Origin of the sequence: Flagellimonas nanhaiensis, assembly GCF_003382275.1 — a bacterium.
Taxonomy (GTDB): Bacteria; Bacteroidota; Bacteroidia; order Flavobacteriales; family Flavobacteriaceae; genus Flagellimonas; species Flagellimonas nanhaiensis.
On record NZ_QTJX01000002.1, the window covers coordinates 43,772 to 65,514 of the forward strand.

16 protein-coding genes are annotated in these 21,743 nt (G+C 41.5%); 8 read left to right on the forward strand and 8 right to left on the reverse strand.

Translation table 11 applies throughout. The features are described from left to right. Nucleotide 1: 1 nt before the first annotated feature. The 5 genes from DX873_RS07695 to alaS form a co-directional block, all read right to left on the reverse strand. Nucleotides 2-1,948: a tetratricopeptide repeat-containing sensor histidine kinase gene (locus tag DX873_RS07695; RefSeq protein ID WP_116183886.1), complete on the reverse strand. Its 1,947-nt coding sequence runs from the start codon at nt 1,946-1,948 to the stop codon at nt 2-4. Nucleotides 1,949-2,054: 106 nt separating this feature from the next. Then, nucleotides 2,055-2,954, reverse strand: a complete 900-nt coding sequence (locus tag DX873_RS07700) for a hypothetical protein (protein ID WP_116183887.1) — start codon at nt 2,952-2,954, stop codon at nt 2,055-2,057. 140 nt (nt 2,955-3,094) lie between these two features. Then, nucleotides 3,095-4,042: a GSCFA domain-containing protein gene (locus DX873_RS07705; protein ID WP_116183888.1), complete on the reverse strand. Its 948-nt coding sequence runs from the start codon at nt 4,040-4,042 to the stop codon at nt 3,095-3,097. A gap of 15 nt (nt 4,043-4,057) precedes the next feature. Then, nucleotides 4,058-4,714 carry a hypothetical protein gene (locus tag DX873_RS07710; protein WP_116183889.1) on the reverse strand — a complete coding sequence of 219 codons (657 nt, stop codon included), beginning with the start codon at nt 4,712-4,714 and terminating at the stop codon, nt 4,058-4,060. Continuing rightward, nucleotides 4,711-7,341 carry an alanine--tRNA ligase gene (gene alaS, locus DX873_RS07715; RefSeq protein WP_116183890.1) on the reverse strand — a complete coding sequence of 877 codons (2,631 nt, stop codon included), beginning with the start codon at nt 7,339-7,341 and terminating at the stop codon, nt 4,711-4,713. Before alaS ends, DX873_RS07710 begins: the two co-directional genes overlap by 4 nt. Nucleotides 7,342-7,444: 103 nt before the next feature. Between alaS and DX873_RS07720 the strand changes: the two genes are divergently transcribed. The 5 genes from DX873_RS07720 to DX873_RS07740 are packed head-to-tail and all read left to right on the forward strand — an operon-like array spanning nt 7,445 to nt 10,573. Next, complete coding sequence (locus tag DX873_RS07720; protein WP_116183891.1) at nt 7,445-8,422, forward strand: M23 family metallopeptidase; 978 nt, start codon at nt 7,445-7,447, stop codon at nt 8,420-8,422. Next, nucleotides 8,422-8,751, forward strand: coding sequence for a MerR family transcriptional regulator (locus DX873_RS07725; protein WP_116183892.1), 330 nt, complete (start codon nt 8,422-8,424; stop codon nt 8,749-8,751). Before DX873_RS07720 ends, DX873_RS07725 begins: the two co-directional genes overlap by 1 nt. Nucleotides 8,752-8,767: 16 nt before the next feature. After that, on the forward strand, nt 8,768-9,367 hold the full coding sequence (locus DX873_RS07730; RefSeq protein ID WP_116183893.1) for a LemA family protein: 600 nt from the start codon (nt 8,768-8,770) through the stop codon (nt 9,365-9,367). A gap of 2 nt (nt 9,368-9,369) precedes the next feature. After that, nucleotides 9,370-9,807: a TPM domain-containing protein gene (locus DX873_RS07735; protein ID WP_116183894.1), complete on the forward strand. Its 438-nt coding sequence runs from the start codon at nt 9,370-9,372 to the stop codon at nt 9,805-9,807. Next, the gene (locus tag DX873_RS07740) at nt 9,788-10,573 is read left to right on the forward strand and encodes a TPM domain-containing protein (RefSeq protein WP_116183895.1); all 786 of its coding nucleotides are present in this window, start codon (nt 9,788-9,790) and stop codon (nt 10,571-10,573) included. Before DX873_RS07735 ends, DX873_RS07740 begins: the two co-directional genes overlap by 20 nt. Nucleotides 10,574-10,608: 35 nt before the next feature. Here DX873_RS07740 and DX873_RS07745 read toward each other — a convergent pair whose 3' ends face one another. Then, complete coding sequence (locus tag DX873_RS07745; protein ID WP_116183896.1) at nt 10,609-11,079, reverse strand: nuclear transport factor 2 family protein; 471 nt, start codon at nt 11,077-11,079, stop codon at nt 10,609-10,611. 25 nt (nt 11,080-11,104) lie between these two features. Then, the gene (locus DX873_RS07750; protein WP_116183897.1) at nt 11,105-11,515 is read right to left on the reverse strand and encodes a nuclear transport factor 2 family protein; all 411 of its coding nucleotides are present in this window, start codon (nt 11,513-11,515) and stop codon (nt 11,105-11,107) included. Nucleotides 11,516-11,738: 223 nt separating this feature from the next. Here DX873_RS07750 and DX873_RS07755 point away from each other — a divergent pair, with 223 nt between their 5' ends. Beyond that, nucleotides 11,739-17,297, forward strand: coding sequence for an alpha-2-macroglobulin family protein (locus DX873_RS07755; RefSeq protein WP_116183898.1), 5,559 nt, complete (start codon nt 11,739-11,741; stop codon nt 17,295-17,297). 189 nt (nt 17,298-17,486) lie between these two features. Further along, the gene (pbpC, locus tag DX873_RS07760; protein WP_116183899.1) at nt 17,487-19,859 is read left to right on the forward strand and encodes a penicillin-binding protein 1C; all 2,373 of its coding nucleotides are present in this window, start codon (nt 17,487-17,489) and stop codon (nt 19,857-19,859) included. Nucleotides 19,860-19,861: 2 nt separating this feature from the next. On the opposite strand, the gene der is transcribed toward pbpC, so the two are convergent. Continuing rightward, the gene (der, locus tag DX873_RS07765) at nt 19,862-21,163 is read right to left on the reverse strand and encodes a ribosome biogenesis GTPase Der (protein ID WP_116183900.1); all 1,302 of its coding nucleotides are present in this window, start codon (nt 21,161-21,163) and stop codon (nt 19,862-19,864) included. 76 nt (nt 21,164-21,239) lie between these two features. On the opposite strand from der, the gene DX873_RS07770 reads away from it, so the two are divergent. Further along, complete coding sequence (locus DX873_RS07770) at nt 21,240-21,743, forward strand: GTP-binding protein (RefSeq protein ID WP_116183901.1); 504 nt, start codon at nt 21,240-21,242, stop codon at nt 21,741-21,743.

Genomic DNA, 21,743 nt, shown 5'->3' on the forward strand with positions numbered 1-21,743 from the left:
TTTATGATGCCAGGGGAACCTTAAGTTGGATTACCGTACCTTTTTGTCTATCAGAATTTACTTGAAGCTCTCCCGCTATTTCCAGAGCTCTTTTTTTCATATTCATCAATCCATTGCCCTTGTCAACTTTGTTCATATCAAAGCCATTTCCATCATCCTCAACTGTAATGGACAATTTTTTCCCAACTCCACTAAAATTAACCTTTACATGATCAGCCCCAGAGTGCTTGATCGCATTGTTAAGTGCTTCCTGTATAACCCTATAAATACTGATTCCTTTGGAAGAAGAAAAAGTCAACGCCTCTGCATCCTCTGAAAAATCAAAATTAAATTCGGTTTTTAGTGTGGTCAGTTCAGCCTTTTCAATAAAATTGGCGATTCTGATCTTTAGATCGGCCAAATTGATGGAACCTTTGTTCATGGCCCAAATGGTATCTCTCAACTCCACAATGGTATCCCTTGCAAAATCGCTTACTTCATTGAGTTTGTTATTTAAAACTCCTTCCTCGGAGGGCAGGGTCATCTTCATATTGTCCAAAGAAGAAATGATAAAGGTGAGTTGAGCCCCAATATTATCATGTAGCTCCCTAGAAATTCGAAGTCTTTCCTCTTGCAACCTATTCTTTGCATTGATTTTTTCCATGGTCAACTTCAGCTCATTTTCCTTGGCCGCTTGCTGCTGTTTTAACCGTTGTCTGCTATAAATCAGATATCCTATACAAACCAGAAGAATCATGAAAATGGACAGCCCGGCCAACTGCCAGTTCCTGGTCTGAATCAAGAGTTGTTGCTCTGCAAGATTTGCCCTTTGCAACAGAATTTCCTTGTCTTTTTTCTCCGTTTCATATTTCACCTCAAGTTCTGAAAGTTGTTTGGAGGTTCTATTGGAAAAAACTGAATCTTTGACCTGGTTATATTTCTTAAGCTGATTCCTGGCTTCGCTATTATTTCCCAGTCTGAAATAAGTTTCCGCCAAAAACAGGGGGAAATCTGAAATGGCCTTAGTATAATGGGGATAGATTTTTAAAATTTCGTTGGCCTTGGTGGCATAAACCAAAGCTGTCTGCGGCTGATTGCTTTCATTGTAAAGGTCCACAAGATCCGTGTAGGTGATCAGTTGACCGCGTTGGTTGTTTTGCAGCTGTTGGGGCATATTTAAACGGCGTAAAAAAGTTTGGATGGCCAAATCAGTCTTTCCCTGAACTCGATACAAATCCCCCAAATTCCCCAAAATTTGATGGTATTCGTACATATTGCCGGATTGTTCCGCAGCTTCCAGACCTTTCTGAAAGGCTTTAAAAGCTTCATCCAATCGATTAAGTCTCATGGAACAAATACCCATGTTGTTCAACGAGGTGGCCTGATCTCTTTTGAGGTCAAACTCAAGTCTTAAAGCATAGGATTTCTCATGGAATTCCAATGCTTTTTTATACTGTAGCAATTCTTGATAGATCAATCCGATGTTGTTCAACGGAACGGCCATGGACTTTCTATTCCCTAATTGTTCGTATCCTTTTTGGGCCTCAAAGAAATAATCCAGCGCAGTTTCAAATTCACCTTTGTTCCAGTGCACCATCCCCAATCCGTTTACCGCCCTGGCAGCAATCTCGTGATACCCATTAGCTTTTGAGATTTTATGTGCTTTTGAGAAATATTTTAGGGCCAAGTCTGATTGGCCGCCAACATCCATATAAATTGCCTTGGTATTGGTCAATACGGCAAGACCATAGCTATTTTTTAGAGAGTCCAATGATTCAAATGCCTCATCAAGTATGGAACCCGCTTTTTCCGAATCTCTAAAAATATACCCAAATGCTGCCCGATTATACCAATCAATTTTTATGGAATCGTTGGAAGACTCACGGGCCTGAACCAACAAACTGTCCAAATCTTGCCCAAAGGACTTCGCCATGCTCAAAAGGACTATCAAAAGAAAATATCTGACCATTCTGGATTATTTAAGTCCTTTAATGTACGAACATTAGCTTTTTCTTTGAATGCAAAGACCCAATCTAATGATTGGGCTTTACGCTGCTTACTTGAATATTTGTAGTCTACTTGTATTTGGCCATTTCGTTGATCAATTTGGTATTGACCTCTTTTAGTACGCTCATGGCATCGTTGTAATATTTATCGGGATCAATGATAAGTTCCAACGTGGCATTGGAACGTCTTATCAAATTGGATTGGTCTTTGGTTACTAGTTCCCCCGCAGGACCCTCACGATACACATTGGTATTTATCTTTATTTCCCCAAAGGCACTCTTGGTTGACCAAACGTTGATCCCAGACCTCCAGAAAACCTGTACTCCCGGCAAAAAAGCCACCTTGGTCTTGTTATAGATCTTTCCAAAGAACTTGTCCTCTCTTTTTTTGGCATTGGCCTGCAAATACCCTGAATTAATCAAATAGTTGACTGTAATTGGATTCTCCTTATTTTGTTTTGCTGCATGCCCCACCATGTACTGATTTCCATATTTTACAAAAGGTTTGTTGCCAGCAGAAACGGTTATGGTTGAAATGTGGCTGAAAGGTTGGTAATAATCCACATCTTCCGCGTAGTTTTCCGTCCTTTTAAAATATGGAGCCATTGATTTAATCAATTTTTCTTCAGGCCTGTACTCGGTAATGGTAAACCCATGGGCTTCCAGCTTCTCAACAAAATCTGCATAGGCCTCATCCGTAATTCGCTGCATTAGCTCATTGGTAAGCCCTGAGGTGATTACCCTTAGAGCGGACTTTGCTCCCATAAAATTATTTCTGGAAATGGTAGATGCTGATTTACCTTCGCTAGTGGTAAAACTAACCGTAAAATTGGCAAGCTTGACCTCTTGAAGATTTTTTAAATGTTTCTTTTTATCAACAAAAAGTTCTTGTGCATTGGCTACTCTTGTAAATGCAAACAAGGCTAAAATGTAGAGAACAAAAGAAATGACGGGTTTGGACAATTTCATTTTTCGAAGTTTTGGTTTCTCCAAAATTCAAGGTTTATCCAATCCTATTCAATACGGCAATTGTCGTATTTTTTTTCAGAACCGAGACCAGAAGTAGGGTATTTCGTCAGTGTGGCAGATACAACCAGTCAATCAATGTCTTATTCAAATTTCATGAAAGGATACCTCTCTTGAAGACCAGCAATTTTTGCCTCGAGTGATTTTAGGAAACTCTGGTGTGCGTCGGTTTCTGGATTGAAAGGCCTGTGCTGTAACCCTTTTCGAACAGCTTCAACATCATCCATGGTAGATTTGGAATCCTCAGAAATCCAAACTGTTTTAAATTTTTCCCAGATATAGTCCACTGCCAGGTCATTTGGGTGCACCATGTCCTTTGCATAAAAACGATAATCCCTAAGTTCGTCCATCATAATCTCATAAGCTGGAAAGTAGGTAACTGTTGATTCATTTTCCATTTCATGAACCGCAAAAATAAGGTTTGCCTTGCTTCTTTGATTTTCTATGAATCCATCTCTTAAATGTCGCACTGGCGAGATCGTAGAGACAATTTGCAGCTTGGGATTAACTCTTTCTATCATAGAAACAAGATTCTCAAGACTGTCTTTTATCGTTTTTACGGTCAACAATTCTTTTGAAAACTCCTTTTGGGGCACCTTATGGCAATTGGCCACCAAATTTCCTGTTGATTTATGCCGATATGCCCACGCTGTTCCCAAAGTAATTATCAAATGGGTGGTCGTTTGTAAGTATTCCAGGGTTGTTTGCAATGCCTCATTAAGTTCTTTGACCAATGCTTGCCTTTCTGATGAACGCAAATCGGAATGGACCTCAAAGCAATACCAAATCCCTTCTTGTTCAAAAACCTCATCTTCCTGAAAAGTTTTACCATACAAAGCGCGCTTCACCAAGTTTTCTATGGCAAGTGGGTGATATAAAATTCCAAACGGGTTTTGAAGGGATTGAAATTGAAAATAGTCCAGTTTTTCTCCAATGTTTTCAGCAAAACAAGATCCCAAAAGCAACAGTTTGCTTTTATAATCTATGGAATCCCCATCTTTCTGAAGCGGAACCGAGGTCTGTAGTCTCATGAAAAAACAATTGAATTACTTACAATCGCCAATACGCCCAAGCATATCGTTATACTGATCTTCCAGTTGATCCTCCAACTGCCCCATGACTTTCAATGTCATGACCAAGTCATCAAAAGACTTGTTTCTTAAAGCATCAGTTGCATTCGCCAACTCATTCTTTACCAAGTGCTGTGTATTGTACATGGCCTGGAGCTGATATAGACAATCGTAACCAAATTCATGAAATATACCGGTTGATTTGGAAATATCCCAGGCTATGCTGCTCAAATCAGTAATTTCAAGATTGATATAGGTGTCCAGATCATATTCAAAAAGTCCATCTTCAACCATGCTGGAATCTCTTTCCCTGATGAATTCCGGGTATTTCCGAATAAAGGTCTGAATTGCATCTGGAGCAAGAATAAGATTCTTGTTTTCTCCCTTCAATCTGTTCAATTCATCAAAAAAGTCTGGCACTTTCTGATTCTGAGCGCTGTTTTCTTTTAATTGTTCCAAATTGGTGCGGATTTCGCCTTCAATTTTATCCAGTGCAATTTCCTTGTTCTTCTGAACTTCTTTAGAAGCATTCCAGTCATTAAACCAAATGGCAAGGTTAATTCCGATAAACAACAGGAGAATTTCCCCTAAAATATATTTCCAATTGAAGTTTTTTGCTCTGAAGAATTTCATGTTATGGTTGTTGACCTGACGATTTCTTTGGCCCCCGCCAAAGCATCATCAATACCAGCAGGATTTTTACCTCCGGCCGTGGCAAAGAAGGGTTGTCCTCCGCCCCCACCTTGGATGTGCTTGCCCAACTCTCGGACAATGGTTCCCGCGTTCAATCCACTATTGGACGCCAATTCTTTGGAAATGTAACAAGATAACAGTGCTTTACCGTCTTTTTCGGCTCCTAAAAGCAAAAACAAATTGGAAACTTGCCCTCCTATTTCAAAGGAAAGGTCTTTGAGGCCTGCCGCATCCAAATCTACTTTTTTGGCCAGGAATTGAATACCGTTGATTTCTTCCATTTCTCCAACCAACTCGGTTTTGAGTCCTTTGGCCTTATCCTTCAACAATTGCTCAATCTGCTTTTTCAGAGTTGCATTTTCGTCTTGAAGACTTGATACAGCCTTTACCGGATCTTGGGCATTGTTCAATAGATCTTTGATTTCGAACAACATACGGTTGTTCTTAAAGTAGAACTCTTTTACTGCATCTGAAGTAATGGCCTCAATCCTTCGGATTCCAGCAGCAACAGCACCTTCTGAAACGATCTTGAAATGCCAGATGTCCGCTGTATTTTTCACATGGGTACCTCCACAAAGTTCAACAGATTGTCCAAAACGGATGGTTCTTACGGTATCCCCATATTTTTCGCCAAAAAGGGCAATAGCTCCTTGCTCCATGGCATCCTTCATGGAAATATTCCGGTTTTCTTCTAAAGGTAACTGCCCTTCAATTCGGGCATTGACAAAATTCTCGACCTCCCGCAGCTCCTCTACCGTCAACTTTGAAAAATGGGAAAAATCAAACCTTAAATATTTTGAATGTACCGCGGAACCTTTTTGTTCCACATGGTTCCCCAAAACCTCTCTAAGTGCTTGGTGCAATAAATGGGTAGCTGTATGGTTACTTGCCGTTCTCCAGCGTTGTTTTTTATCCACTACCACCTTAAAAGTGTCGGAAACATTTTTGGGTAGGTTCTCGGAAAAGTGGACTATCTCATTATTCTCCCTTTTGGTGTCCACAATATAAATGACATCACCATTTGGGGTTTCCAAATAGCCTTTATCTCCGACTTGTCCACCTCCTTCGGCATAGAAAGGAGTCAAATTGAATACCAATTGATATTGCTGCCCCCCTTTTTTACTGGTTACTTTTCTATACTTTACAATTTTGGCACTGGCTTCAAGGCTATCGTAGCCAATAAATTCTTGCTCCGAATCCTCCATTAAGGTGGTCCAGTCTTCTTTGGATACTTCCGAAGCAGCTCTGGAGCGGTCTTTTTGAGCTTTTAGAGCCTTTTCAAAGCCTTTGGAGTCCAATTGGTATCCTTTTTCTTCCAGAATCAAGGAAGTAAGATCAATAGGAAAGCCAAATGTGTCATACAGTTCAAAAGCCTTTTCACCATCAATCGTCTTACTTTTTGAAGATTTGATGACTGATTCCAACAAGACCAACCCTTGTTCCAACGTGCTCAAAAAGGAACTTTCCTCCTCCTTGACTACATTCTCGATAAGTTGGTATTGTTCTCGAAGCTCTGGAAATGCCTTCCCCATGGTCTCTCCCAGGACCTTGACCAATCTATAGATAAAAGGCTGTTTGGTATCTAAAAATGTAAATCCATACCGAATGGCACGGCGCAAAATTCTTCGAATGACATATCCGGCTCCGGTATTGCTTGGAAGCTGTCCATCTGCAATGGAAAAAGAAACCGCCCTGATATGATCCGCCACCACACGAATGGCTATGTCGGTTTGCTCGTCCTTACCATATTTATGCCCTGTTATGATCTCTATCTCACGTATTAACGGAGTGAAAACATCCGTATCGTAGTTGGACTTAACCCCTTGCAATACCATGCACAGGCGTTCAAAGCCCATTCCGGTATCCACATGTTTTTCCGGAAGATTCTCTAAACTGCCATCGGCCTTTCTATTGTACTGGATAAAGACAAGGTTCCATATCTCCACAACTAGGGGATGGTCTTGGTTCACCAAGGAAGCTCCCGGAGTTTTGGCCTTTTCTTCCTTTGACCTTAGGTCAACATGGATTTCCGAGCATGGTCCGCATGGACCTTGATCTCCCATTTCCCAGAAATTGTCTTTTTTGTTACCCATGATAATCCTTTCCTTTGGAACAATGGCGTTCCATAAATCATAGGCTTCTTTGTCCATTTCAAGATTGTCGGCGTCATCGCTTCCCTCAAAAACGGATACATAAAGGCTTTCCTTGTCTATTTGGTAAATATCTGTCAACAGTTCCCAAGCCCATTGAATGGCCTCTTTTTTGAAATAGTCCCCAAAACTCCAATTCCCCAACATCTCAAACATGGTATGGTGGTAGGTGTCTTTCCCTACTTCCTCCAGGTCATTGTGTTTTCCACTGACCCGTAAACATTTTTGGGTGTCGGTCACCCTTTTGTTTTTGGGCACGGTGTTTCCCAAGAAAAATTCCTTGAACTGGTTCATACCGGCGTTGGTGAACATAAGTGTTGGGTCATCTTTCATGACCATTGGAGCCGATGGAACTATTTTATGGCCCTTTCCCTTGAAAAAATTTAAAAACTGGGTTCTGACTTCTTGGGATGTCATTGGAAATGCTAGGGTTTTATTAAATTTAACACTTTAAGCGAAACAATTTTTATATTTGCTTGTTTTGTTTAAAGAGTGAGCAAAAATAGGATAAAATCCCTTCATGTCTAAAGTTAAATACTATTACGACCCGGATACTCTTTCCTATAGGAAAATAGAACCAAAGAAGTCCAGGAAATATAGAAATCTATTCTTATTTCTTGTGGGCTCTGCCCTTTTTGGTCTATTGGCCCTAATAATCCTGCTGAATACAAGTTGGTTGAACACTCCAAGAGAACTTTCCCTGGAGCGTGAAGTACAGAACTATGAGCTTCAATTTGAAATCCTGAACAAAAAGATGGATCAAATGGAGCAGGTATTGGGCAATATTGAGGATAGGGACAATAACATATATCGACTTTATTTTGAGGCCAACCCTATTCCTGAGGAACAACGACGGGCAGGATTCGGAGGAATCAATAGGTATAAATCCCTGGAAGGCTTCAACAACTCTGAAATTATCATAGATGCTGCTCAGCGTCTTGACATCATACAAAAACAGATTGTAATCCAATCCAAATCATTGGATGAAATAGCCAAGTTAGCAGAGGAAAAGGAAAAATTATTGGCCTCCATACCGGCCATACAACCTGTACGCAACGAAGATCTTACCCGAATGGCTTCTGGGTATGGATGGCGTTCCGACCCTTTTACCAAGGCTCGAAAGTTTCATTGGGGAATGGATTTCACTGCGCCTAGAGGAGTTCCTATTTATGCTACCGGAGATGGCAAGGTGAAACGTGCTGATAATAGATCCTCCGGATATGGTAAGCACATCAGAATAGAACATGGGTATGGTTACATGACCCTATATGCGCATTTGAGCAAATACAATGTTAGTGTTGGACAAAAGGTAAAAAGAGGAGACTTGATTGGTTTTGTGGGCAACACTGGACGTTCCGAAGCTCCCCACCTGCACTATGAGGTCTTTAAGGACGATGAGCGCATCAACCCCATTAACTTCTACTATGGAAGTTTGACGGCAGAAGAGTTTGAAAACATGCTCAAGTTTGCCAATCAAGAGAACCAATCCTTGGATTAATGCACATAGATCTTCCCGAAAAACGTTATTATGGCATTGGCGAAGTGGCCAAGGCCTTTGGGGTAAATACTTCCCTGATACGCTTTTGGGAAAAGGAGTTTGATGTGCTTCAACCTAAAAAAAATGCCAAGGGCAACCGCAAGTTCACTCCCCAGGACATCAAAAATCTACAGTTGATCTATCATTTGGTCAAGGAGCGTGGATTCACGCTAGAGGGAGCAAAAATCCACTTGAAGGAAGAAAAGCAGAAAACACTTTCCAATTTTGACGTAATTCAAAAATTACAAAAAGTAAGGGCAGAACTCCTTAAAATAAAAGAACAGCTATAACACTAAACCATAGAAAATGAAAAAAGGTATTCTTGCCTTAATTGTACTGATAGTACTGGCAGTAATCTTAGGAGGATGGTACATACGAACCAACAATACCCTAGTTGACATGAAAGGTCAGGCCACAAAGCAATGGGCCAACGTGGAAAGTTCCTATCAAAGGAGAAGCGACCTGATCGGAAACCTGGTGAAAACCGTGCAGGGTGCTGCAGATTTTGAACGTGAAACCTTGTCAGACGTCATTGAAGCTCGTGCAAAGGCCACTTCCACAACCATTGATGCCAACAATATTACCCCTGAGCAATTGGCTATGTTTCAGGAAGCCCAAACCGGGTTGTCCTCTGCGCTCTCCAGACTTTTGGTGACCGTTGAACGCTATCCTGACCTCAAGGCCAATCAAAACTTTTTGGAACTGCAGTCCCAACTGGAGGGCACTGAAAACAGAATCAATGTTGAGCGGAACCGATTTAACGATTTGGCAGGGGAGTATAATATTAAAATTGAAAAGATCCCCACCAATATCATAGCAAGTATTGCCAATTTTAAGCCTCTGGCTTTATTTAGTTCCGATTCAGGTGCAGAAGACGCCCCGGACGTCAATTTCGATTTTGATTAAACATGTCGCACGTAGAGGAATTTTTAACTTCTGAGGAAGAACAGGAAATTGTCAGCGCCATTGTTGAGGCGGAAAAAAATACCTCAGGAGAAATTCGTGTACATATTGAAGCTACTTCCAAAATAGACCATTTTAGCAGGGCACAACAGATTTTCCATTTTCTTAAAATGGACAATACAAAAGATGGAAACGGCGTATTGATCTATGTGGCCGTAGAAGACAAGAAATTTGTAATCTATGGTGATGTTGGCATTGACAATGCCGTACCCAAAGGATTCTGGAACAGCACAAAAGATGTGATTGCTTCCAATTTTCAAGAAAGTAATTTTAAACAAGGAATTATTGAAGGTATTTTAAGAGCCGGAAAGGAATTGGAAGCCCATTTCCCGTGGGACCATAACGACACCAATGAATTGAACGATGCCATATCCAAAGGTTAACCTTCTTATTGCCTTTTTATGTGTTTCTCTATCCTGGGGGCAATTCACCATACCCGAAAAACCACAAAAACAGACCAGTGTCTACGACTACGTGGATTTATTGCCCGCTTCCCAGAGTAAAGCTTTGGAGCAAAAATTGATTCGCTATTCCGATAGCACTTCAACCCAAATCGTTGTGGCCATCATCAGTTCCACCGAAGGTGAAAACATTAATTTCTTAGGGGCTCAATGGGGGCAAAAATGGGGTATTGGACAGGCGGACAAAGACAATGGAATTCTTGTTCTCTTGGCCAAGGATGATAGAAGGATTGCCATCAATACCGGTTATGGCGTAGAGGGTTCACTTACTGATTTGATGTCGAAACGTATCATTGAATCTGTGATAATCCCAGAATTTAAGAAAGGTGACTACTACGCTGGTTTGGATAAAGGAGCCGATGCCATTTTTCAAGTATTGAATGGGGAATTTACCGAAGAACGGACTTTTGAGGATGACCAAGAATCACCTTTCAAATCCTTATTGCCCATTATTATTTTCTTCATCATTTTGATTATACTTTCCCGGAGAAACAGAAATAACAGAGGTGGTCGTGGAGGGAACCGCAAAGGGCTTGATATCTGGGATATGATCATCCTCAGCAACATGGGCCGTAGCTCAAGATCATCCGGTGGTTTTGGAGGCGGCGGTTTCGGGAGCAGCGGAGGATTTGGTGGCGGCTTTGGAGGTGGCGGTTTTGGAGGTGGTGGAGCCTCCGGAGGTTGGTAGCACCCCCGTATTAATCTAAGCCAAGCACCCCAATTTTAATCAATTGGGGAACTATGTGTGGCTATAGCTTTTATGTTACCATCCTTTTTTTGGTATACATCGGTAAACCTAAGTCGCAACACGGTGGTATCCTGTTTGGAACTATCAAGGATTGTCATTCTTTCGCTACCTCGTACAACGGCGACATCTCCATATAAACGAACATCCAGATTTTCATAGGTGATTTCCCCAAAGGAATAATCCGCACTCCTAAACTCTTCAATGGTCGCTGTCTTACTCGAAGTAGAACCATCGGATGACCCTGAATATTCCCAGGTGTCATCCAATACATCATTCAACCTATCTGCATTTCCCTTCAAGTAAGCATCGGTCCAATCATGCAACAATTCCAATGCTTCTTCTTCTGTTATCTTTTCTTCAGTTTCAACTTCTTTTTTTGGTTTCTTTACTTGGATACAACTACCAAGTGTAGCTAGGCAACAAAGGCCCAAAATGATTTTTCTCATTATCTAAATTTGATTGGTCTTAAGGTTAATCTACCCTTTTATAAAAAATCTTGTTCACTATTTTCCACTCCCCATCAATTTTGAGCAAATTCATGAAATCCACAAAAGTGAAGTCAGGATACTCTAATTCCAAACGGGCATTGGCTGCATGACCAGAAATAGTAATTTCTGCAATCCTGTTTTTTCTATTTACCCTGGGACCAGGTTTCATTCCACTAAAAAATTCCAAAGCGTTCACCTCTTTATACCCCTCATCAGAAATATATTTCATGGTAGCGGTGGGATGAAAAGCCTTCTTCAAGGTGTTGAAATCTTTGTTGGAACCGCCCTCCATATAGTAATTCAAGGTTTGTTGCACCAATTGATAATCGGATTCTTGTGCGGTAACGGTGCCGAGACAGAGTGTCAAAATCAGCAAAAGCAAATTTTGTTTCATGGTGTAGTAGTTTTTTTGATTGTTTTTTAATGATTTGAAGATATTGTTTTTAATATCGAAGTATACCGGACAAAATCATAAATATTTCATAAGATTTAATCCGTTTTATTGATGTTATTCGTAAATCCAAACAGACCATCCATAAAACTTCAAGCCCTCCTTCCCATTTTTAACTATCTTGGTTATGGTTAACATCATTGTATAACAAACACCCATTTTTGCCATGGCAAAATCTCTTAAAATTCTTCTGGTTTCTGTTCTGATTTTATTCGCTTCCTGTAAAAAAAAGTCAACCTCCAGTGAAACCGACAATCTGTTCAAATTCAAAGATTATATTAGTTATCACACCAAGGGCAACCAAAGTATTGCCTCGCCAATTGTAATTGCCTTAGCCCAACAATTGGAGCAGTTTGAACTGACCCAGGAGCTTCCAGAGGAATACCTCAAGATTTCTCCAAAAGTTGATGGGAAATTGTCCATAGAAAATGGAAGAGAGCTCACTTTTCAACCTTCAGAGTATCTGCAGCCCGACACTGAATATGTAGTCTCCTTGGCTTTGGACAAGCTTTATGAGGATATTGACAGAGATTTTAAAAAATACACCTTCAGTTTTAAGACGATAACACCCGATTTCAAAATAAATCTGGGAAACCTGCAATCCTATAGTAAAGATTGGCAGTATTTGACTGGAACTTTGAATGCTTCAGACATTCTGGATGCATCCAAAATCAATACAGCTATCTCAGTACAACAAGGCAACAAATCAGTTCCTGTGAAATGGGACAATACGGAAGCAAATGCCCAGTATTTCAGTTTTAAGATTGACAGTATTTCCAGAAAAACCGAGGACAGTGAGCTTGTTGTTAAATGGAACGGAAAAGAATTTGGAGTGGATAATGAGGGTTCTGAAACCTATCCCATTCCCGGGAAAAATAAGTTTGTGGTGGTTGATGCCAAAACCTTTTCAGCTCCCAATGCTGTGCTAGCGCTTAATTTTTCAGAACCGCTTCGACAAAATCAAAACTTAAATGGATTGGTGACCATAGAAAATGCCAGCAGTCTCCGCTATGAAATTGATGGCAATGTGCTTCGGGTGTACCCTTCTAACCGAATTTTGGGCGAAGTACGGGTAAATATCCATGAAGGCATCAAAAGTGAATATGGTTTTACCCTTAAGAACACGTTTTCAGATCTGGTCTCTTTTGAACAACTGAAACCCAATGTTCGATTGATTTCCAAAGGAACCATTCTCCCCAATGCAGCCTCTACACCTATTTATTTTGAAACGGTCAATCTATCCGCTGTGGAAGTCCGGGTCATCCAGGTTTTTGAAAACAACATGCTTCAATTCCTTCAGAACAACAATCTCACCCAGGAATATAATTCCGATTTGCGACCTGTTGGAAGAAGAGTGGCCTATAAAGTGATTTCGCTGGATGAAACCGGAGAAGAGAACTCCAGCTATTGGAAAGCACATGCTTTGGATTTATCAGAATTGATCAAAATACATCCCGGATCATTGTATCGGGTAGAATTCAGTTTTAAAAAGGAACATACCACCTACGATTGTGGCGATTCCGAAAACACCGAAGACACAACGGAGGAATATGCTTCGCAAAATTCGTTGGATGAGTCCATGGAAGAGCGCTATTGGGACAATGAAATCTATTATTGGCGCAATTACAGTTACAACTGGGAGGAACGCGACAATCCCTGTCATCAAGCCTATTATAATGACGATAGAATCGTGACCACCAACCTTTTGGGAAGTGATTTAGGGCTTATTGTGAAAAAAGGAAACAATAAAACCTATCACTTTAGTGCTACAAATCTTCTCACCACAAAGCCAGAAGAAAACACCAAGGTCAAACTTTATAACTACCAGCAGCAACTGCTTGGAGAAATCACAACAGATGCCTCCGGTTTCGGAATTTACGACGGAGAAAAATCAGTGGCTTTTGCCGTAGCGGAAAAAAACAACAATTTCGCCTACGCCAAGCTAGCCGATGGACATGCGCTTTCAATGAGTAAATTTGATGTTTCTGGTGAACAGCTACAAAGTGGGCTACAGGGCTTCATTTACACAGAAAGAGGTGTGCACCGGCCAGGAGATACTGTACACTTGACCTTTGTTTTGGATGATTCGGGCAATCCGCTACCGGCTGATCATCCCGTGAGTTTGGAAGTTACGGATGCTCGAGGCAAACTGGTACAGCGCAATGTTTTGAAAGAAGGTACCATTCCCGTTTCGGATGGTCTTTATGCCAAAAAAGAAGAAGCGTTTTACTACTTCCCTATTCCAACGGACCCAAAAGCGCCAACAGGAACCTGGAACGCCAAAATTGTTGTGGGAGGTGCTGAGTTCAATAAAAGTCTAAAAATTGCAACAGTTAAGCCCAACCGGTTAAAAATGGATGTTTCCTTTGAAAAGGAAGTATTACAGGCCAACACCAATAACAGAGGAAAAGTCAACGTACAATGGTTGCATGGAGCACCAGCCCGTAACCTAAAAATTGATATCAATGCAAAACTACAGCAGGCTTCAAATGCGTTCCCAAAATTTAAGGGTTATATCTTTCAGGATCCTGTCCGTTATTTTTCAGAAACTGAACTGCAATGGATTTCCTCCAAATTAGATAATGATGGAGTGCTTAACATCAACGAGAAAATAAACGCCAATACAAATGCTCCAGGTATGCTCCAAGCCACCTTTACTACAAAAGTTTTTGAAGGTGGTGGTGACTTCTCTATTGATGTATTTTCCAAAAATTTGGCGCCTTTCTCCCACTTTGTGGGGCTTCGTTCCCCAAAAGCCAAACAATATGGTTCTTTTTTGACCGATGAAAACAACGAGTTTGATTTGGCTACGGTAGATGCACAGGGAAATCCATCCGGAAATCGAAACTTAAAGGTACAGGTCTTTAAAATTGAATGGCGTTGGTGGTGGAACCGAGGTTATGATAATTTATCCCGATACGAAAATGCAACCGTACACCGTCCGTTCAAAGAAATGAATGTTACCACGGATGCTGATGGAAAAACAAGTTTCAACCTCAACATCCCTGATGATGACGGAGGTCGTTTTCTCATTCGGGTTATTGACCAAGCTTCTGGCCATGCCACAGGTCGAACCGCTTATTTCTATCGCAATTGGTGGAGAAGACCCGCTTCCGGTGATACAGAAAGTTCCAAAATCCTGATTTTCTCCGCAGACAAGGAAAAGTACCAAATGGGTGAAGAAGCTATTGTCACCTTCCCCTCCGACAGAGGAGGACGAGCTCTGCTCAGTATAGAAAACGGCACTGAAGTATTGTCGCAGCAATGGATAGAAACCTCAACCAAGGAGACCAAGGCCACCATTCCGATAACTGCTGAAATGGCACCCAACGTTTATATCAATATTTCATTATTGCAGCCTCACGGGCAGGTGAAAAACGATTTGCCTATCCGATTATATGGCGTAGTACCTTTGTTGGTTGAAAACCCATCAACCATTTTACAGCCTGAACTGCAAATGCCTAAGGTTTTGGAACCTGAAAAATCGTTCAAAGTCACCGTTTCAGAAGCCAACAAAAAATCTATGACCTATTCTTTGGCCGTTGTTGATGAAGGTCTACTTGATTTGACCCGTTTCCGAACCCCAGATATCCACAGTTCCTTTTATTCCAGACAAGCCCTTGGTGTAAAAACCTTCGACATTTTTGATGATGTTATGGGCGCCTACTCCATCAGTGTGGATAATATTTATGCCATTGGAGGGGGCGGGATTGGCCAAGGTGCCAAAAACAGAAAGGCGCAACGTTTTAAACCAGTTGTCACTTATTTAGGCCCATTTTCCCTAAAAGCGGGAGAAGAAGCGTCGCACACCATCAATATGCCCAACTATGTAGGCTCTGTTCGTACTATGGTTGTTGCCGGAAACCAGAACAGTGCCTATGGCAATACTGAAGCAACTACTCCCGTTCGCAAACCTTTAATGGTACTGACTTCTATTCCGAGAAAATTGTCACCAGGTGAGAAAGTGACCATCCCGGTTACGGTCTTCGCTATGGAAAAGAAAGTGAAAAATGTAAAGGTTTCTATTGATGCGGGCAATGCCCTTCAGCCTGTTGGGGAAACTTCAAAAAACATCACCTTCAATACTGTTGGGGAGCAAATTGTGAATTTCGACTTTCAAGTGAACCCCACAGCTTCCTTTCAAACCATAAAAGTAACCGCATCTGGATCTGGGGAAAGAGCAAGTAGCGAAACGGAAATTGATGTGGAAAATCCCAATCCAATTACCACAAAAAGTGAGTTGTACACTGTGGAAGCCAATGGTTCACAAACCATCCCGTTTGAGACCTTCGGGACATCTGGGACCAATGAAGCATTTATTGAATTTTCCACACTTCCTCCTATGGATTTTTCCAAGCGTATGGACTATCTCCTTCGATATCCCCATGGATGTGTAGAACAAACTACTTCTGCGGCCTTTCCGCAATTGTTCTTGGCAGATATTCTTGATGTGACCTTTGAAAAGAAAAAGGAAATTGAGAAAAATGTAAAAGCAGCTATTAAAAGATTGGGGGATTTTCAAACCCCAAATGGCGGTCTTAGCTATTGGCCCGGTTATGGGAGTGCCGATGATTGGGGAACCTCCTACGCAGGTCATTTTATGTTGGAAGCCAAGCAACAAGGCTATCAATTACCACTAACCTTCTTAAGTAACTGGCTACGCTATCAAAAGAACACAGCTCGCCAATGGAGCAATCAGAGTACAAGGTATAACGACGATATGGCCCAGGCTTACCGATTGTACACCTTGGCCTTGGCACAACAGCCGGAACTCGCAGCCATGAACCGTCTACGTGAAACCAACAATTTAAGCAATGAGGCCAAATGGCGGTTAGCAGCGGCCTATGCTCTGGTAGGAAAAAAAGAAGTGGCAAAAGAGATAGCGCAAAAAGCAAACATCAACTTTGTACCCAACAATTACAATTACAGAACCTATGGTTCTGTGTTCCGGAATAGAGCAATGGCCTTGGAAACCTTAGTAATCTTGGGCGACTCCCAACAACGGGATTTAGCAGTATCCTTGGCAAAGAATCTGTCCTCCCAGCGCTGGTACAGCACACAAGAAACTGCCTACGCCCTATTATCCATGGCCAAAATGGTTACCAAAAATGGTGGTAGATCCATCGATTTGACATTTAATAACAATGGAAAGGAAATTATAGTTAAAACAGATAAAGCTATTGCGCAACGAAACATTACCATTACATCCTTAAAGGATGAAACTATGGTCAAAAACAACCAAGGCAATACCATTTATGCCACATTGACCCAATCTGGAAAGCTTCCAGTGGGACAAGAATTGGCCCAACAAAAAAACTTGAACCTATCCGTAAGATATTTGGATGCTACTGGAACTGCCATCAATGTTACCGAATTGCGACAAGGAACCGAGCTTCAAGCACAATTGACAGTCTATAACAGTTCCAATGATTATGTAGATAATTTAGCCCTGACCCATATTGTACCAAGTGGTTGGGAAATTGTGGATACTTCCTATGCTGACGGAAGTAATTCCGACAGTACAAAAGCGGATTATGTGGATACCAGGGATGACCGAACCCATCTCTATTTTGATTTGAGAGGTCGTAAGTCCAAAACCTTTACCATAAAATTAAACGCTTCCTTCCTTGGAGATTACTATTTGCCAGGAGCCCAGGTCGAAGCGATGTATGACAACAACTACCAGGCTCGCAACAAAGGAAAGTGGATTTCAGTGATACAGTAATCATTTAAATAAAGAAATGAAATTCTCTTTTAGAATTGGATGTCATTCCGAATGAGGAACGAAGAGGAATCTCAATAATAATAGGATTTCTCGTCACTCGTTCCTCGTTCTGTCGAAATGACAAAACGTTCTAAGAAAGAGGATTATAAAAACTAAATTAATTATAAGGTTTTAACCTGTAACTGGATAATGGAATGGGCTCCGACATTTAAAAGAATCATATCGAAACATCGAATCAAACTCTCTGTTTTAGCACTATTCTTTTTGATTTGGCTGTTTTGCCTGCCCAAAAACCTGTTTGAAGACCCCACCTCAACCGTTGTCAATAGTTCCGATGGAGTTTTAATCGGTGCCCGAATAGCCGATGATGGACAATGGCGGTTTCCCCAGATGGATTCTGTCCCAGAGCGTTTCAAGCAAAGCATTTTATTGTTTGAAGATGAATATTTTTACCGCCACCCCGGGTTTAATCCTATTTCCATTGGTAAAGCCATTAAGCACAATCTTACCAAAGAGACCAGAAGAGGCGGAAGTACCATTACTCAACAACTTGTTCGTTTAAGTCGGAAGAACAAAAGCCGTACCTACTGGGAAAAATGTATCGAAATTTTTATGGCTACCCGTCTTGAATTTCGCTACTCTAAAGAAGAAATTCTAAAACTGTATGCAACCCACACCCCTTATGGCGGCAATGTAGTGGGGTTGGAAACAGCTGCATGGCGTTACTTTGGCATTCCGGCCCATGAACTTAGCTGGGCACAATCTGCCACCCTAGCTGTTTTACCCAATGCCCCCTCGCTTATTTTTCCGGGTAGAAATGAGAGTGAACTATTGAACAAACGCAATCGACTACTTCAAAAATTAAAGGATAAAGAAATCATTGACCAAACCACTTATGAACTAGCTCTGGAGGAACCTTTGCCTCAAAAACCCCTTCCCCTTCCCAATATTGCCCCACATCTTACGGAGCGTATTAGAAATGAATACTCTGGGAAACGAATCACGACTTCAATCTATAGGTCCTTGCAGTTGCAGTTGAATACCTTGGCCGAAAGACATTATCAGCAATTAAAGAGCAACGAAATCCATAATCTGGCCATCTTGGTACTGGATGTGGAAAACCGTAAGGTTTTGGGATATGTGGGCAATTCTCCATCCGGAAAAACACATGGAAGCTATGTGGATATCATCTCCAAAAAAAGAAGTACTGGAAGTACGTTAAAGCCTTTGCTTTTCGCTTCACTTTTGGACGAAGGGCACATACTCCCACATAGTCTGGTAAGGGATATTCCAACGGTAATCAATGGGTACAACCCCAAAAACTTTGATAGAAAACATACTGGGGCCGTTCCTGCAAGCAAAGCACTTTCGCGTTCCCTGAATGTCCCTGCCGTTCGTTTGCTGCGACAGTACGGGCTTCAAAAGTTCTACAACAAACTTCATAAAATGAATTTGAAATCATTGGACAGACCGGCTTCGCATTACGGTCTTCCCTTGATCCTTGGAGGAGGCGAAAGCTCTTTGTGGGATGTGACCAAGACCTACGCATCTATGGCTTCAACACTGAACCATTTTGTATCCAGCTCAAGCGCCTATTTTGAACATGAGTTTGTAGACCCATCCTACTTGATGAATGAAGAAATCTCATTTGGAAAACAACAATTAGACCCCCAGATTGTTGGCGCAGGAGCCATTTATAGCACTTTTCAGGCCATGTATGAGGTCAATAGGCCCGAAGGAGATGAAAACTGGCACTTTTTTGATGCTGCACAGCCATTAGCTTGGAAAACTGGAACCAGCTTCGGGTTTAAGGACGCTTGGGCGGTGGGAGTGACCCCTAAATATGCCATTGGTGTATGGGTGGGCAATGCAGATGGCGAAGGCCGACCCGGTCTTACCGGAATAGCCACAGCAGCCCCATTACTCTTTGATGTGTTGGATGCCCTTCCGCAGAGTGGTTGGTTTCAAGAACCTTTTGACGATTTAATTGAATTGGAGGTTTGCTCGCAAAGTGGATATCGAGCTTCGGTATATTGCGATGATGTTCAGAAAAAACTGGTCCCCACTTATGGAAAAAGAAGCAATCCATGCCCGTTTCATCAGCAAGTATTCTTAGATGCTTCGCAACGGTTTCGTGTGAATTCTGATTGTTATCCCCTGGAAGATATGGTAGCAAAAAATTGGTTTGCATTTCCTCCTGCCATCGAATATTACTATACTTCAACCAATCCCAATTACAAACCTCTTCCGCCCTTCTTGGAAAACTGTTCAGTGCTGGAGAGCCATCCTATGGAGTTTATCCATCCGAAAAAAAATGAAGAAATCTTGCTCCCGAAGGATTTGGGCGGGAACAATTCTACAGAGGTCATTTTCCAATTGGCCCATCAGCAAGCTAATAGCACGGTATATTGGTATTTGGATGAAACCTATATTGGTTCCACAACCCAATTTCATGAATTGATCTATCAAATTGAGCCCGGTGAGTACATCCTTACCACGGTGGACGACCAAGGCAATCGTTTACAGCAAAATATTCAGGTTAGGCTCGCCTCTGAAAGCTAGCTTTATTTCTTCCGCATAAAAATGGTAATGGGAACTCCAGTAAAATCAAAGTTTTCCCTAAGCTTGTTCTCGAGAAAACGCTTGTACGGTTCCCTAATGTACTGTGGCAGATTACAGAAGAAAGCAAATTGCGGATAATTAGTGGGCAACTGTGTGCAGAACTTGATTTTTACGTATTTGCCTTTGTAAGCCGGGGGCGGTGTTTTTTCTATGATGGGCAACATCACATCGTTCAACTTTCTGGTCTGTATTTTCTTTGAGCGATTTTTGAACACGTCCACTGCCGTTTCAATAGCTTTGTAGATACGCTGTTTGGTCAATACCGATACGAACAGAATAGGTACATCCACAAAGGGCTCTATAACTTTTTTGATTTTGGCCGTATATTCTTTTACAGAGTTGGTCTCTTTTTCCACCAAATCCCATTTATTGACCAAAATGACAATTCCTTTATTGTTACGCTGTGCCAACCAAAAAATATTCTGCACCTGTCCGTCAAAACCTCTAGAAGCATCCAACATTAGAATACAGACATCGCAATGTTCAATGGCCCTAACAGAACGCATTACGGAGTAAAACTCTAGATCTTCCTTTACTTTGGATTTTCTTCGGATGCCTGCCGTGTCCACCAAATTGAACTCAAAACCAAATCGGTTGTATTTGGTATCGATACTATCTCGGGTGGTCCCAGCAATATCGGTAACGATATAACGATCTTCGCCAATCAAAGCATTAATAAAAGAAGACTTTCCAGCATTGGGCCTACCAACAACTGCAAATCTTGGCAGCTCACTTTCTTCCTCCTCATATTCTGGCAAAACCTCGACAACGGCATCCAGCAGTTCCCCGGTGCCGCTTCCGTTGATACTGGACAAGGGATAAAATTCTCCCAATCCCAACGCATAAAACTCCATAGCATCGGCTTGTCTTTGGGAATTATCAACTTTGTTGACCGCCAAAAAAACGGGTTTGTTCACTTTTCGCAATAACTTGGCCACGTCCTCATCCATGCCCGTTACCCCAGATTCCACATCCACCATAAAAATGATGGCATCCGCTTCATCAATGGCGAGCTCCACTTGTTTATCAATCTCCTTTTCAAATATATCATCACTGCCCACCACATATCCACCGGTATCGATTAAAGAAAACTCCTTTCCGTTCCAATCACTTTTTCCATAGTGGCGGTCACGGGTTACACCGCTAACAGCATCCACAATGGCCTCACGACGTTGAATCAACCGATTAAAAAAAGTAGATTTCCCCACATTGGGTCTTCCCACAATGGCCACAATAGCACTCATCTGCACGAAATTTTGGCAAAAATACCATTTATTGTGAAGAAAAAATGATACCTTTTTTAATCAATTTCAATCTGTTATGAGCGATCTTACCAATGAAGTAGTCTTAAGACCCCGTTTTCAACTATCCTTGAAAACCGATATTGATCACTTAAAACAGATTTTTGACAAAAGCCCGGAAAGTCAATTTTTGGTAAAGCGATTGGATGAACATGTCTATATCCGATTCAAAAAGTCTGAGACTACTTTTTGGTCTCCCCAACTTCATTTGGAGTTGATGTCCTTTGAGGAAGGAGTGAGCAAAATACATGGCGTTTTTGGCCCCAATCCCACACTTTGGACCTTTTTTATGTTCCTTCATTTTGGGGTAGGCACCTTATTCATCATTCTAGGAATCTTTGCTTATTCCAATCACTCCTTGGGTCATGACACCACTCTTTGGTTGGCTGGAATGATATTTTTGGTGTTACTCTGGTTTGCCCTCTACGCATTCGGAAGAATGGGAAAATCCAAAGGCAAGGGGCAGATGGACCAATTAAAGGCTTATTTGAGGGAACAGATTTCTAAATTTCCGCGAGTCTAG